At 66.1% G+C, this 13,834-nt stretch carries 10 protein-coding genes, 1 tRNA gene and 1 pseudogene; 8 read left to right on the top strand and 4 right to left on the bottom strand.

Translation table 11 applies throughout. The features are described from left to right. Positions 1-4: 4 nt before the first annotated feature. A complete protein-coding gene (locus tag QZ847_RS08820; protein ID WP_294355616.1) occupies positions 5-745 on the bottom strand; it encodes a polysaccharide biosynthesis/export family protein in 741 nt (246 codons plus the stop codon). Between the two features lie 242 nt (positions 746-987). On the opposite strand from QZ847_RS08820, the gene QZ847_RS08815 reads away from it, so the two are divergent. From QZ847_RS08815 to QZ847_RS08805, 3 genes are all read left to right on the top strand, one after another. Continuing rightward, on the top strand, positions 988-2,229 hold the full coding sequence (locus tag QZ847_RS08815; protein ID WP_294355613.1) for a M48 family metallopeptidase: 1,242 nt from the start codon (positions 988-990) through the stop codon (positions 2,227-2,229). 364 nt (positions 2,230-2,593) lie between these two features. Further along, positions 2,594-3,889, top strand: a complete 1,296-nt coding sequence (locus QZ847_RS08810) for an exopolysaccharide biosynthesis polyprenyl glycosylphosphotransferase (protein ID WP_294355610.1) — start codon at positions 2,594-2,596, stop codon at positions 3,887-3,889. 617 nt (positions 3,890-4,506) lie between these two features. Further along, a tRNA-Gly gene (locus QZ847_RS08805) sits at positions 4,507-4,580 on the top strand. 37 nt (positions 4,581-4,617) lie between these two features. Here QZ847_RS08805 and QZ847_RS08800 read toward each other — a convergent pair. After that, the gene (locus QZ847_RS08800) at positions 4,618-6,393 is read right to left on the bottom strand and encodes an SLC13 family permease (RefSeq protein ID WP_294355606.1); all 1,776 of its coding nucleotides are present in this window, start codon (positions 6,391-6,393) and stop codon (positions 4,618-4,620) included. A 148-nt stretch (positions 6,394-6,541) separates the two neighbouring features. After that, on the bottom strand, positions 6,542-8,296 hold the full coding sequence (locus tag QZ847_RS08795; RefSeq protein ID WP_294355603.1) for a chloride channel protein: 1,755 nt from the start codon (positions 8,294-8,296) through the stop codon (positions 6,542-6,544). Positions 8,297-8,447: 151 nt separating this feature from the next. Here QZ847_RS08795 and QZ847_RS08790 point away from each other — a divergent pair, with 151 nt between their 5' ends. Further along, on the top strand, positions 8,448-9,377 hold the full coding sequence (locus tag QZ847_RS08790; RefSeq protein WP_294355601.1) for an ABC transporter ATP-binding protein: 930 nt from the start codon (positions 8,448-8,450) through the stop codon (positions 9,375-9,377). After that, positions 9,374-10,150, top strand: a complete 777-nt coding sequence (locus QZ847_RS08785) for an ABC transporter permease (protein ID WP_294191304.1) — start codon at positions 9,374-9,376, stop codon at positions 10,148-10,150. Before QZ847_RS08790 ends, QZ847_RS08785 begins: the two co-directional genes overlap by 4 nt. Here the strand turns inward: QZ847_RS08785 and QZ847_RS08780 are convergent. Further along, positions 10,122-10,673 (bottom strand): MarR family transcriptional regulator, encoded by a 552-nt coding sequence (locus QZ847_RS08780; RefSeq protein WP_294355598.1) that lies wholly within the window; start codon positions 10,671-10,673, stop codon positions 10,122-10,124. The two genes, QZ847_RS08785 and QZ847_RS08780, sit on opposite strands and share 29 nt — an antisense overlap. Before the next feature lie 146 nt (positions 10,674-10,819). Here QZ847_RS08780 and QZ847_RS08775 point away from each other — a divergent pair, with 146 nt between their 5' ends. The 3 genes and pseudogenes from QZ847_RS08775 to QZ847_RS08765 form a co-directional block, all read left to right on the top strand. Continuing rightward, entirely contained in the window at positions 10,820-11,965 is a 1,146-nt protein-coding gene (locus QZ847_RS08775; protein ID WP_294355594.1) for an HlyD family secretion protein, read from the top strand. A gap of 24 nt (positions 11,966-11,989) precedes the next feature. Next, on the top strand, positions 11,990-13,507 hold the full coding sequence (locus QZ847_RS08770) for a DHA2 family efflux MFS transporter permease subunit (protein ID WP_294355590.1): 1,518 nt from the start codon (positions 11,990-11,992) through the stop codon (positions 13,505-13,507). Between the two features lie 5 nt (positions 13,508-13,512). Beyond that, positions 13,513-13,834: pseudogene (locus tag QZ847_RS08765) on the top strand (RND transporter); the annotation flags it as partial.

The raw sequence follows: 13,834 nt of genomic DNA, 5'->3' as shown, positions 1-13,834 counted from the left end.
ACGATCACAGCCGCAGGAACACGAGCGTGAGAAGCGGCGCGACCTGCAGGATGTCGCGGTACAACCGGCTCGCGTGATTGATCCCGACCACGACCGTGTCGCCGCCCTCAAGCACGGGATCGCGGTCGATCCCGGCGCGGATGCGGGCGACATCGAAGCGCGCGGCGTAATCGCCGTCGGCGCGGTGGCGGAAGACGATCACCTCGTCGAGCCGGGCGGTCCGCTGCGGCCCGCCGGCGAGCGCCAGCGCTTCCAGCAAGCTGCTGCGCCCTTTCAGCGCAAAGCTTCCGGGCTTCTGTACCTCGCCCTCGACCACCAGTTTCTGCGACGCGGCCTGCAGGACCGAGATCGATACCTGCGGATCGACGACATACCGGCCGGACAGACCGGCCGTGATCGTGCCGGCGAGTTCTTCCGCGGTTTTACCTTCCGCGGTCACGTAACCCAGGTACGGAAAGGGGATCTTGCCACCATTGTCGACGACAAGGCGGGCGAAGCTCAAGTCCGGCTCGTAATACACGTTGATCGACAGTTCGTCGCCCGATGACAGGCGATAACCTCCGGTGTTTGCGGTCGATGTCGTCTCCAGCGACGCGTATGCGCTGCTGCCGGTCTCAGCGTGCGGCCTTGGTTCCTGGGCGCACGCCGCCAGCAACAGCAATGCTGTCGATAAATACAATCGCAAGCGGACGGCCCCCCAGAACGCTCCCGCAAACAACACGGTGCCTCTGCGTGCGTCAAGCACGTGGGCGGTCATTCATTACAATGAGGGATCGGTAATCCTTACAGGTCGGGTAATCTGACGACTGCTTCTTCCAAGCAGCCGCGTGATCCTCTTCATCATTTCCCCCGAGGCTAATTTCTGAGCGCCATGTTCGGCGCTTCGCCGCCGACAACCCCGGCGCTGTAGAGAACGCTCCCGAGGCCTGCTCAACGATATATACACCCGCCTGTGTCACTTGCCCGTGAAGCAAGAGGAAGTGACACGTGCTCAACCGCAAGCATCTGTACCGCGCACTATCGTACCTTGTCGCAGCGACCCTGGTGCTCGGCAATGGCAGCGCGATGGCGGCGACCCATCTCTCCGATGAGGATTTGGTCGCGGGAGACGCGCGGTTGGCGCTCGTTGGCTATCGCCTTGCGTCGGCCAACGCCGACCGATGCGACGTGCCGATGATGATCACGGGCCTCACGCTGCACGATCTTGCCAGCTACGATCGGCGTAATCGGCCGCTCGTCCAGGCACGGGGGTTGGGCGCAGGCTTTGCGGTTCGCGCGGTCGTCGCGGGAGGTACGTCTGATCGCGCAGGTCTGCTCGTCGGCGATGAACTGGTCGCGATTAACGGACGCGACGTCACGGCGCTGGGGGCGGCGCTGATCCGGTCCCGGGCGACGTACAAGCGAGTTGAATTGTTCAACTCCGCGCTCGATACCACGCTGCGCGCAGGGCCGGCTGTCCTGACCGTGCAGCGCGGCACGACGCGGCGGGAGATCGTACTCACCGGCGATCGCGGCTGCGGCGGCACGGCCACGCTTCAGCCAGGTAGCGCGGTCAACGCCTGGGCCGACGGGCGCTATGTCGCGGTCACCACGCGCGCGTTGGAAGTGGCCGCGGCGGATGACGAGCTTGCCTTCGTCGTCGCGCACGAGATGGCGCACAACATGCTGCACCATCGCTCCAGCGGAGGCCGCGGCTCATCGCTGTTTCCGCGAACACGTCGGACAACCGGGATCAAGCAGGCGGAGATCGAGGCGGATGAACTTGCGCTGCGCCTGATCGCTCGTGCGGGCTACGACACCGGCGCGCCGGAGCGCTTCCTGCGACGGGTAGCACCCGCGCGCTGGACCGACCTGTCGATCACACACCCGTCGATCGGGCGTCGTATCCAGTTGGTCAACGCCGTGCGCGACGAGATCGACCGCGCGCGGATCGGGCAGGCGCTGGCGCAGCAGGGCTATGTGAAGTCGGTCATCACGGCACGGCAGATCGTGGTGCAGCGATCGCCTGAAAGAAGCGAGCGTCTTGCAGCGACGATGTCGCGCGATACTTCTTTATTTGCCGGATCAGCGCTGGTCGAGGCTGATCCATTTAGGCTCGAAGTGGCCTCGCCCGTCACGAGCCGGATGATCGTTGCGATCCGGTCGTCGACTCTGCTTGGGCCGTCTGAAACCGATCTGGTGGCGCGCTTACCGGTGTTTGCTCGATCGGAAGCAGGACAGCCAGGATGAGTTGATCCGTATTCAAATATACAGGAGAATAGCCTCTTGTTGTTCCAGGCATGGGCTATCGTAAATAGGCGCAGGTAAGTCTCTTTTAGAGGCTGAGGATTTGCTAAGCGTGAATTTACAAATAGGCGCGCTGATGCAATTTCAACTGTAAAGGTCCGCTACTGACCTGGAACGTCGGGGTGCTTATCGTCTCGCAAATGCCGCACGGAAACTCGATTCTGCGTCGGCGGACGGGTCGGGGGGGCTGGCATCGTTGATTGCGCTCGATGTGCAGGAAGTCACGACGGCAACTGACGCGTCAGCGCGCTTGGGCCGCGAATATGCGCCTCTGCTCTCGGGTGCGCAGCGTCGGGTTCAGGCCCGCGTGCTGCTCTTTTGCGGCGATCTGGTCGCGATCGTCGCCGCACTGGTGCTCGCCTCGCTGGCACTTGGACGCGATCCGGGTGAGCGCGTAGCGGCCGTTTCGACCATCATCCTGTCGCTATACGTCGCGCTGTCGCCCAGCCGCGGTGCGTTCGACCGCGACGCGATGATGCAGCCGGCACGCGGGGTGCGCCGCGCGCTGTCGTCGTTCACGATTGTGTCGTTGCTGGCGATCGGGCTCGGGTTCGCGTTCAAGGTCAGCGCGGATTATTCACGCCTCGAGCAAGCGGTCGCTTTCGCGCTCGCGATCGTGTTTCTGTCCGCCGCCAGAGGCTTGAACGCCCGGCTGATCCGCGCTTTCTCGCCGCGCGGGTTGATCGACGAGCTTCTGCTGCACGACGCTTCGAACGGCCGATCCGAACCCTTCACCCACGCGATCGAAATCGGCGGCAGCGGGTTGCGACCGTCGCTCGACTGCCCCGACATGCTCGACCAGGTCAGCCGTGCCTGCGCCCGCTTCGACCGGGTCATTCTGTCGGTCGCACCCGAGGCGCGCGTTGGCTGGGTTGCGATGCTGAAGGCGATGGGCACCGACGTTCACGTTGTCATGCCCGAGATGGAGGCGCTGGGCATCCTGGAGGTGGGAAGCGCGCAAGATCAACCGACTGCGGTGGTCGCGTACGGGCCGCTTCGTCGCCCCGACGCCCTGCTCAAGCGTGCCTTCGACCTCGCCGTCGTCTTCGCGCTTCTTCCCGGCATTGTCGTGATCACGCTTGCCGCAGCGATCGCGATCCGGCTGGAGGACGGCGGGCCGGTCTTCTTCCGGCAGGTTCGCGTCGGTCGCGCGAACCGGCAGTTCGCGGTGCTCAAGTTCCGCAGCATGCGTGCCGACATCTGCGATCCCGATGGCGGCGTTTCCACGATGCGCGACGATGCACGCGTCACCCGCGTCGGCGCCATCCTACGAAAGACCAGCCTAGACGAAGTGCCGCAGCTTCTGAACGTCTTGCTCGGCGACATGAGCATCGTCGGGCCAAGGCCACACGCGCTCGGATCACGCGCCGAAAATGCCTTGTTCTGGGAGATCGACCAGCGTTACTGGCATCGTCACACGGTCAAGCCAGGGATCACCGGTCTGGCGCAGGTGCGCGGGTTACGCGGTGCGACACAGCGCGCCGAAGATGTGACCAATCGCGTGCAGGCCGATCTGGAATATATCAACAACTGGTCGATCTGGCGCGACATCCGCATCGCTGCGGTCACGCTGCGCGTGCTACTGCACCCCAACGCCTATTGATCGCGCCGCTCAACGCAGCAGAAAGTAGATCAATGCGAGCCATCCCAGCGCGCTGATCGCCAGCAGCAGCAGGACGCCAACCTTGCGAGAGTGAGGATCAGACATCGTCGAGTTAGCAGCCCGGAGACGCGGTGAACCTGTCATCGACCGTGAAAATGGCGCTGCGTCGTGAACCACCATCATGATCTCCTCCGCCGCTACCGTCGCACGCGGGCGTGAACAACCGGTAAACGCCGGGCGAGGCTCTCGGTGAACAGCGGTTTGATCCGGAACGGCGGCATTAGTCGACAATGGCGTAAGTGCCGGCGTTCCTCTTGGAACCGGCGGACCGCGCCATCGACTAATCGACATCGCTGCGTCGGTGCATGCCAGGCCTCCGCCTATGAAAGATATACGACGGCAACCGGACGTCCGTTCGCTGCTATCTCCGCCTGAGCGGGTGGCCTGGTCTGATGCGGGAACCCGTATGAAGTCACATCGGACCGGGCACCGATCAGTCACAGAGGCGGCATTCCGGTTGACTATGCTCGTGCAACCGTGCCACGAGACTGATACGGCTAGACGATCACGAGCTGGTCAGTTGGTGTCGCTGCGGCCGATCCGAGAAGATCGGTATCGCGGGTGTAGCTCAATGGTAGAGCAGAAGCTTCCCAAGCTTACGACGAGGGTTCGATTCCCTTCACCCGCTCCAGTCCGAACCGACATGCGGCGTGGCAGCTCAACGCCCATCACTGCAGTGGCCACGTCCACATGACCAGCGGCGTCCCGACGAGCACGACCAGCAGCGACAGCGGTGCGCCCAGCCGGGCATAGTCGCCGAAGCGATAACCGCCGGGTCCGAATACCAGCGTGTTGCACTGGTGGCCGATCGGGGTGAGGAAATCGCACCCGGCACCGATCGCGGTGGCGATCAGGAACGCCTCGGGCCGGTAACCCAGATCGTGCGCGAACACCGCCGCGATCGGCGCCATCACCAATACGGTCGCCGCATTGTTGAGGAACGGCGTCACCGCCATCGCCGCCACCAGGATCAGCTCCACCGCTCCCCAGGCCGGCAGCGACGTGGCGAGATGCGCTAAGCTGGTCGCCAGCACGTTCGATGCGCCGGTGGTGCGCAGCGTCTCGCTCACAGGGATGAGCGCGCCGAGCATGATCAGGATCGGCCATTCGACGCCCTCATAGGCCTCACGCAGCGGCAGCGCGCCGCTCGCCATGATCAATCCCGCCGCCGCGAAGAAGGCAACCGCGACCGGCACCCAGCCCATTGCGGTCACGAACATGGCGGTGGCGAGGATCGCGAGCGGGACGAAGCGGCGTTTCGAACTGCCCAGCCGCAGCGGACGCTCGGCGAGCGGCAGCGTGCCGAGATCGCGCATCCGCTCCGGCAGCAGCGTGAGTGGCCCTTGCAGCACGATCACGTCGCCCGCGCGCAGCACGATGTCGCGCAACTGCTTGGTCAGTCGCTTCCCCGCGCGAGAGATCGCGATCAGGTTGACGCCGTAGCGCTGTTGCAGCTGCAGTCGCCCGGCCGACTGGCGCACCAGAACCGATTCGCTGGTGATCACCGCTTCGATCACGCCGACCTCGTCGTCCTCGCGTCCCTGCGGTGCGTCGCGGTCCTGCCCGGCGAGCGCCAGATGATCACCCGCGATCACGCGTTCCAGCGTGTCGGGGTCGCCGCCGATGATGAGCGTGTCGTTGGCGCAGATGGTCAGGTCGGGCGCGATAAAGGTGCGAACGCCGCTGCGCAGCAGCGCGGTGATCGTGATCGAATGGTCGTGACGTTCGAGAAAGGCGGCCACCGTCTCGCCGACCGCCGATGATCCTTCGTCGACCGTCACTTCGGTCACGTAATCGGAGATGTTGAGCGCTTCCCCCATCGTCGGCGCGGCGCGGCGCTCGCGCGGCAGCAGGCGGTAGCCGAAGCGCAGGAAGACCAGCCCGACGATCAGCAGGCCGAGCCCGGTCGGCAGATAATCGAACATGCCGAACGGCTCGCCCGTCATCTGCTGACGCACGCGGCTGACGATGATGTTCGGGGAGGTGCCGACCAGCGTCATCAGCCCGCCCAGCAGCGAGGCGAACGACATCGGCATCAGGAACACCGACGGGCTGGCGTCCGACTTCTTCGCGGTCTGCACCGCGGCGGGCATCAGCATGGCGAGCGCGCCGACGTTCTTCACCAGTGCCGACGACACGCCGACCGCGCCTGTAAGGACCAGCAATTGCGAGCGCACGCGAGTGACACGACGCGCGATCACTCCCAGCGCGCTCTCGATCAACCCCGATCGCTGCATCGCGGCCGAGATCACCAGCGCGGAACCGACGATGATGACGATGTCGTCGGAAAAACCGGTGAACGCCTTGGCCGGCTTGACCAGCCCGAGCGCGACGCCGGCGAGCAGCGCCAGGATCGCGGTCACGTCGTAGCGGAACCGCCCCCACAGGAACATGCCCATCATCGCGACGAGCAGCCCGATCGACATCCATTGCGGTGTGCTCACGATGCGTCGCGACCTGTCCGGACGGCGTTGCGGCGCTTGAGACTGGGGCGGGGCGAGCCCGGAATTATCGAAGGATCAGCGATGGTTGCACCGTTCATCGCGCCTGAACGTTCGGCTGCGCAAATCGAGCCTGCGCGAACGAACAACGCTAGCGTTCGCCGAACAGATCGCGCTGCGCCTTCTCCAACTCCTCGGCATAGCGCCGCCGCACGAAGGTTTCGGAGAGCAGGCCGAGCACGCGTCGGTCGGCGTCGAGTATCGCCAGCTCGTCCGCGCCAGACGCATCGAAGCGCTTCATCACCGCCTGGATGTCCATGTCGGGCGCGAGTGCCGCGTCGCGGTTGATCGCGAGCTCGCCGACCGCGGCCTTGGTGTCGAGGGCCTCGGCATAGGCGGCAGGCGTCTGGACAATGCCGGCGTAGCGGTCCTCCGCATCGGTCAGCACGACGCGGCTGGTCGCGCCGAGCGGAAAGCGGCGGCGGAATTCGGCCACGCTGGTGTCGGCGGGGGTCGCCCGCGCATCGCGGCGCATCATCTTGCCCGCCGTCAGCATCCGCGTCCAACCGACATCGCGCGCGCTCTTGATCGTCTCGCCGCGCAGGTGGAGCCGCCAGGTCGAGAAGCTGTAGCCGAACGTCTCGCGCACCAGCGACGACGAGACCAGTGCGGCGGCGAGCACCGCGCCGGTCAGCGCGAAGTCGTGCGTCGCCTCCAGCACCAGCATCGCCATCGTCATCGGCCCGCCGATCACCGCGACCGCCAGCGCGGCCATGCCGACCATCGCCGCGTCGCGCAGGTCGAGCACGACCCAGCCCGCCATCGCCAGCAGCCCGGCGAACAGATGCCCGACCAGCGTACCCATGAACAGCGACGCGAAGAACAACCCGCCGCGATAGCCGAACCCCAGCGACACGATCGAGGCGAGCGCTTTTGCCAGCAGGATCGTGGCGACAAAGGTGAGGGGGACGCCGACCGCCAGATCGGCGTGGAGCGCGCCGTGCCCGGCGGAGAGTACCTGCGGCGAAATCAGCGCGATCGGGATCAACAGCGCGCCGCCCAGGATCGGTCGCAGTGCATCGGGCAGCGGCAGCCGCCGCGTGCCCTGCTCGGCGAGCGCGATGACGCGCATGAGGGCGATGCCGGCGCCGGCGCAGATGATGCCGAGCGTCGCGTAGAGCAGGTAATGGTGCGTCTCGATCGGCGCGCGGGTCACCACGTCGATCAGATACGGGCGCGTGCCGAACAACTGCGCCACGAACACACCGGTCAGCGCGGCGGCGACGACGGGCGCGATCGCGGCTGGCGTATAGGCGCCGATCACGATCTCGAACGCGTAGAACGCGCCCGCGAGCGGCGCGCCGAACGCCGCCGCGATCGCCGCACCCGCACCCGCACCGACCAGCGTGCGGAAATCGCTGCGTCTGAGACCCAGCCAGCTCGCCGCGACCGAGGCGCCGGCACCACCGAGCTGCGCGTAGCCCGCCTCCAGCCCGACCGACGCGCCGAAGCCGTTCGACAGCGCGGTCTGCCCCGCGATCACCAGGCTGTCGATCGACGACATGCGCCCGCCGTGGAGCGCATTCGCCTCGACGGCGTCGACCAGTCGTCGCCTGCGTGCCCGAACCAGCCAGTTGAACCCGACCAGCACCGTCCCGCCGATCGGCAGCATGACGAGTACCGCGGGCGACAGCGCAGGCGCCGCGCTGAGCCGCGCATCATCGGGGAGCGCGAAGGCCCAGGATTGCACCGCGCGCGCCAGCGTCCCCAGCAGCACGCTGCTCAACCCCGCCACTGCGCCGACGATCACCGACAGGAGGATGAACGCCGCCTCGCTCGCGCGCAGCTTGCGCCGGAGCCAGGCGGTCCTGTTCGCCCAGCGGTGTGGCGCGGTCGCTCGGGTCATCACGCGGGTCGGTTCTGCGCCATGCCGTGCGCGTTAGGCCGGTCACGGTCGCGTCACAACGCACCTTCATGGGCAAGGGCGTGGGATCAATGCCGCATGGCCCCTCCCATCTGGCCTGCGCGCTCCTATCTGCGTGGCGCAAGGGGACTTCATGACCGAACCAATCCTCACGCTCTCGGGCGTGTCAAAGACCTACAAGGGCGGCTTCACCGCGCTTCACGGCGTCGATCTGGCGATCAACAAGGGTGAAATCTTCGCGCTGCTCGGGCCCAACGGCGCGGGCAAGACGACGCTGATCAGCATCATTTGCGGCATCGTGACGCCATCGACCGGCACGATCCGCGTCGGCGGGCACGACGCGCTTGCCGACTACAAGGCCGCGCGCAGCCTGATCGGGCTGGTGCCGCAGGAACTGTCGGTCGACATGTTCGAGACCGTGTTGGCGACCGTCACCTTCTCACGCCGGTTGTTCGGGCGTTCGGGACACAGCGCGTATATCGAGCAGGTGCTGCGCGACCTGTCGCTGTGGGACAAGCGCGACAACAAGATCATGGAATTGTCGGGCGGCATGAAACGCCGCGTGCTGATCGCCAAGGCACTGGCGCACGAGCCCGAGATCCTGTTCCTCGACGAGCCCACCGCAGGCGTCGACGTAGGCTTGCGCCGCGACATGTGGAAGCTGGTCCATCGCTTGCGCGAGCGCGGCACCACGATCATCCTGACCACGCATTACATCGAGGAGGCCGAGGAAATGGCCGACCGCGTCGGTGTCATCAACAAGGGCAGGTTGCTGCTGGTCGATGAGAAAGCGGCGCTGATGCAGAAGCTCGGCAAGCGCGAACTCGACCTGACGCTGGTCGACCCGCTCGACGCCGTGCCGGCGGGGTTCGAGCAGTGGCGGTTGAGCCTCGAGAACGACGGGCGCACGCTGCGCTACGTGTTCGACGCGACGCAGGAGGATACCGGCATTCCGTCGCTGCTGCGCGCACTCGGCGATCGTCACATCGCGTTCAAGGATCTGGAGACATCGAAATCGAGCCTCGAAGACATCTTCGTCGACCTGGTGGAGGAACGGGCATGACCGTTCCCGGCATCAACCTGCACGGTATATGGGCGATCTACCGCTTCGAGATGGCGCGGTCGCTCCGCACGTTGTGGCAGAGCCTGATCGGCCCGGTGCTCACCACCAGCCTGTATTTCATCGTCTTCGGCGGCGCGATCGGCAGCCGGATGCAGAACGTCGATGGCGTCAGCTACGGCAGCTTCATCGTGCCCGGGCTGATCATGCTGTCGCTCTTGACGCAGAGCGTCGGCAATGCCTCGATCGGCATCTATTTCCCGAAGTTCACCGGGACGATCTTCGAGCTGTTGTCGGCCCCCATCTCCACGATCGAGCTGGTGATCGGCTACGTCGGTGCGGCGGCGACCAAGTCGGTGGTGATCGGTGCGATTATCCTCGCGACCTCGGCCTTCTTCGTGCCCGTCGTGGTCGAGCATCCGCTCGCGATGATCGCATTCCTGCTGCTGACCTCGGTCGCGTTCAGCCTGTTCGGGTTCATCCTGGGCATCTGGGCGAACAGTTTCGAGCAGCTGAACTTCGTGCCGCTGCTGCTCATCACGCCGCTGACGTTCCTGGGCGGCAGCTTCTACTCGATCGACATGCTGCCGCAGCCGTGGCGGACGGTCAGCCTGTTCAATCCGGTCGTCTACTTGGTCAGCGGGTTTCGCTGGAGCTTCTTCGGACGCGGCGACGTCGACATCGGCTTGAGCCTTGGCGTGACGCTCGGCTTCCTCATCGCCTGCCTCGCGGTGATCGCGTGGATTTTCAAGAGCGGCTGGCGCCTGAAGAGCTGACCGTCGCTCGCCCCTCTGCCGATGACAGATTCCCGATCACCTCGTCGAGCAATGTGGTGAGCGTCGCCAGCTTCTCGGAGCTGAGCCCGACCGCGGCGAAATAATCCTCGCGGTCGGCGAAGACGCCCAGCCGCTCCAGGATCGGCAATGCCGCGTCGGTGACGTGGAGCCGGTTGACGCGGCGGTCGCCCGGATCGCTGTGGCGCGCGATCCACGCCAGCCGCTCGAGCCGGTCGACCGTCTGCCCCGTCGCGACCGCGCCGATTTCGAGCTTCTCGGCCAGCTCCTTCTGCGTGCAGCCGGCATTGAGGTAGATGGTGGCGAGCGCGCGCCACTGCGCCTGCGTCAGCGCCTCGCCCCAGTCCGCTCCCTCGCTCAGCGCCACCGCGCGCGCGCGCTCGTCGAAGCGCTTGCGCAGCAGCTTCGACACCAGCTTGATCTGCTGAACGAGGCTGCGCGGCGCCGCGAGCTCGGAGACCGCCGTCGTCGGCGCGGTCGCCAGGGTGACTTCCTCTTCCTTCATCCAGCGCTCCTCTATCGCGCGCTTGGGTCAATGCAAGATAATCATTAGGTAGCGTATTATCATGTTGCGTTTGACTTGCCAGAGGTGCAACGCGCGGTAGCAATCGAGATCGCGCTGCCCGTGCTGCGCCTGATCCGTGAGGAAACATGAGCCTGGACGACCCACAGACCCAACGCCCGGCACCCGAAACGCTCAGCGACTCGGTTCCGGTCACCGAGCCCGCGCCGGTGGTCGAGTCCGCCGACGAGCCACGTACGCGGCGCAACCAACTGCGCCTGCCGCTGCTGATCGCGGCGCCGTTCCTGGCGGTGGTGCTGGGGCTGTATTTCTACCTGAGCGGCGGGCGTTATCAGGAAACCGACAACGGCTACATCCAGGCCGGGCTGGTACCGGTCAGCGCGAGCGTCAGCGGTCCGGTCGTCGCGGTACTGGTGCGCAACAACCAGCGCGTCCGCGCGGGCGACGTGCTGTTCCGCATCGATCCTGCGCCGTTTCAGGCGGCGGTCGACGAGGCGGCAGCGGAACTCGCCAACGCGCGCACGCAGGTGTCGTCCACCCGCGCCAGCTACCGCGAGGGCGAAGCCGCGCTGGCGGCGGCGCGTGCGCGGCTCGCCTATGCGGAGCGTGAGGCGGCGCGGCAGAAATCGCTGTTGGCAGAAGGTATCTCGTCGCAGAACCAATATGATCAGGCAGTGCTTGCCGCGCAGACCGCGCGCCAGCAGATCCAGACCTCGGTGCAGCAGAATGCGGGCGTCGCAGCAACCCTGACCGGCAGCGTCGACGCGCCGACCGCGGTGCAGCCGGCGGTGCAGCGCGCGCAGGCGGCGCTGGAGCGTGCGCGTCTCAATCTCGGCTACACGGTGGTGCGCGCGGCGCAGGACGGCATCGTCACCAAGGTCGATCAATTGCAGCGCGGCAGCTACGTCACCGCGTCCAAGCCTGTTTTCACGCTCGCGGGCACGCGGATGTGGGTCGAGGGCAATTTCAAGGAAGACCAGCTCAATCACATGCGCGTGGGGCAGCCCGCGACCTTCCACGTCGACGCATTCCCCGACCTGAAGCTGACCGGGCGGCTGACCAGCTTCAGCCCCGGCACCGGCAACAGCTTCGCGCTGCTGCCTACCGAGAATGCGACGGGCAATTGGGTCAAGGTCGTGCAGCGCTTGCCGGTCGAGTTCAGCATCGACCGCCTGCCGCCGAATGTGCCGCTGCATGCGGGGCTGAGCGTCGAGGTCAGCGTCGATACCGGGCACAAGCGCCACCTGTTCGGCGGTGACGCCGCTGGGCGCTGATCAGGTGGTGACGGCAGGCCGGCGATGACAGGCGCTTATCCCGACGCGGTGTCGCGTCGCTTCATCACCGCGTCGGTAATGGCGGCGACCGTGATGAACTCGCTCGACAGCACGATCGCCAACGTCGCGCTGCCGCATATCCAGGGCAGCGTGTCCGCCTCGGGTGAGGAGATCACCTGGGTGCTGACGTCGTACATCGTCGCCGCCGCAATCATGACGCCGCTGACCGGCTGGCTCGCCGGGCGGTTCGGACGCAAGCGGTTGATGCTATGGTCGATCATCGGCTTCACCACCGTGTCGGGTCTGTGCGGCATCGCCAACAGCCTGGGCGAGCTGGTCGGGTTCCGGCTGTTGCAGGGCGTGTTCGGCGCGGCGCTGGTGCCGATGAGCCAGGCAATCCTGCTCGACATCAACCCGCCCGAACGCCACGGTCCCGCGATGGCGGTGTGGGGGATGGGCGCGATCCTGGGGCCGATCATCGGCCCCGCGCTGGGCGGATGGCTGACTGACAATCTGTCGTGGCGCTGGGTGTTCTACATCAACCTGCCGATCGGCGCGCTCGCCTTTGCCGGGCTGTCGGCGTTCCTGTCGGAAACGAAGGACGCGGCGAAACCACGCCTCGACCTGTTCGGCTTCGCGATGCTCGCGCTCGCGATCGGCTCGTTCCAGCTGATGCTCGATCGCGGCCAGACGAAAGACTGGTTCAGTTCGACCGAAGTGTGCATCGAGGCGGCGCTGGGGCTATTCTTCGGCTACCTTTTCGTCGTCCACACGCTGACGGCGAAGCGTCCGTTCATCGACATCGGCATGTTCAAGGACCGGAATTTTCTCACCGGTTCGATCTTCGGCTTCTTCCTCGGCACCGTGCTGTTCGGCGTGCTCGCCTTGCTGCCGACGATGCTGGAAACGCTGATGGGTTATCCGGTCGTGCTGACCGGCCTCGTCACCGCGCCGCGCGGGATCGGCACGCTGATCTCGATGATCGTCGTCGGGCGGCTGATCAAGACGGTCGACCCGCGGCTGTTGATCTTCACCGGGTTCATGATCGCGGCTTATTCGCTCCACATGATGTCGGGCTTTACGCTCGGCATGAACGAGCGGCTGGTGATCACCTCTGGGTTCATCCAGGGGATCGGCACCGGGCTCGTCTTCGTGCCGCTGACGACGATCGCCTTTGCGACGCTCAACCCGAAATACCGTAACGAAGGCGCGGCGATGTTCACGCTGACGCGCAACATCGGCTCGGCGGTCGGCATCTCGGTGCTGCAGGCGTTGACGATCCGCAACGGGGCGACCGTCCACTCGCGGCTGGTGGAGGAGATCCGCCCCGACAATCCGGTGCTGCCCTCCGGCTTCGACTTCGATGCGCCCGGCGCGGTCGCCGCACTGAACGCGCAGATCACGCGGCAGGCGGCAATGGTGTCCTACGTCGATGCCTTCTGGTTGCTCTTCATCCTGACCCTCGCGGTCGTCCCGTTGCTGTTGCTGATGCGCCGCCCGCGTCGCGGTGCCGCCGACGGCCCGACGATCCACATGGACTGATTGCCATGAAGCGTTTTGCCACCCTCGCATTCGCCACCGCACTCGCCGGCTGCACGGTCGGCCCGAATTTCACGCGTCCGCAGGCGCCTGCGGCCACCGCCTACCAGTCGCCGGGCGAGACGACGCCCGCCGGCATCGCACTTGGCGACGGGCCGCAACTGCGCTGGTGGACCGCGTTCGGCTCGGCCCGGCTCGACGCGCTGGTCGATCAGGCGATCGCCAACAATCGCAGCCTCGTTGCCAGCAACGCGACCCTCGCCGCCAGCCGCGACGAGCTGCGCGCGATTGCGGGGCGTCGCCTGCCGCAGGTCGACGCCAACGCGCGCG

This window comes from uncultured Sphingomonas sp. (assembly GCF_913778135.1).
Taxonomy (GTDB): domain Bacteria; phylum Pseudomonadota; class Alphaproteobacteria; order Sphingomonadales; family Sphingomonadaceae; genus Sphingomonas.
This window is presented reverse-complemented; position numbering and strand designations above follow the sequence as displayed.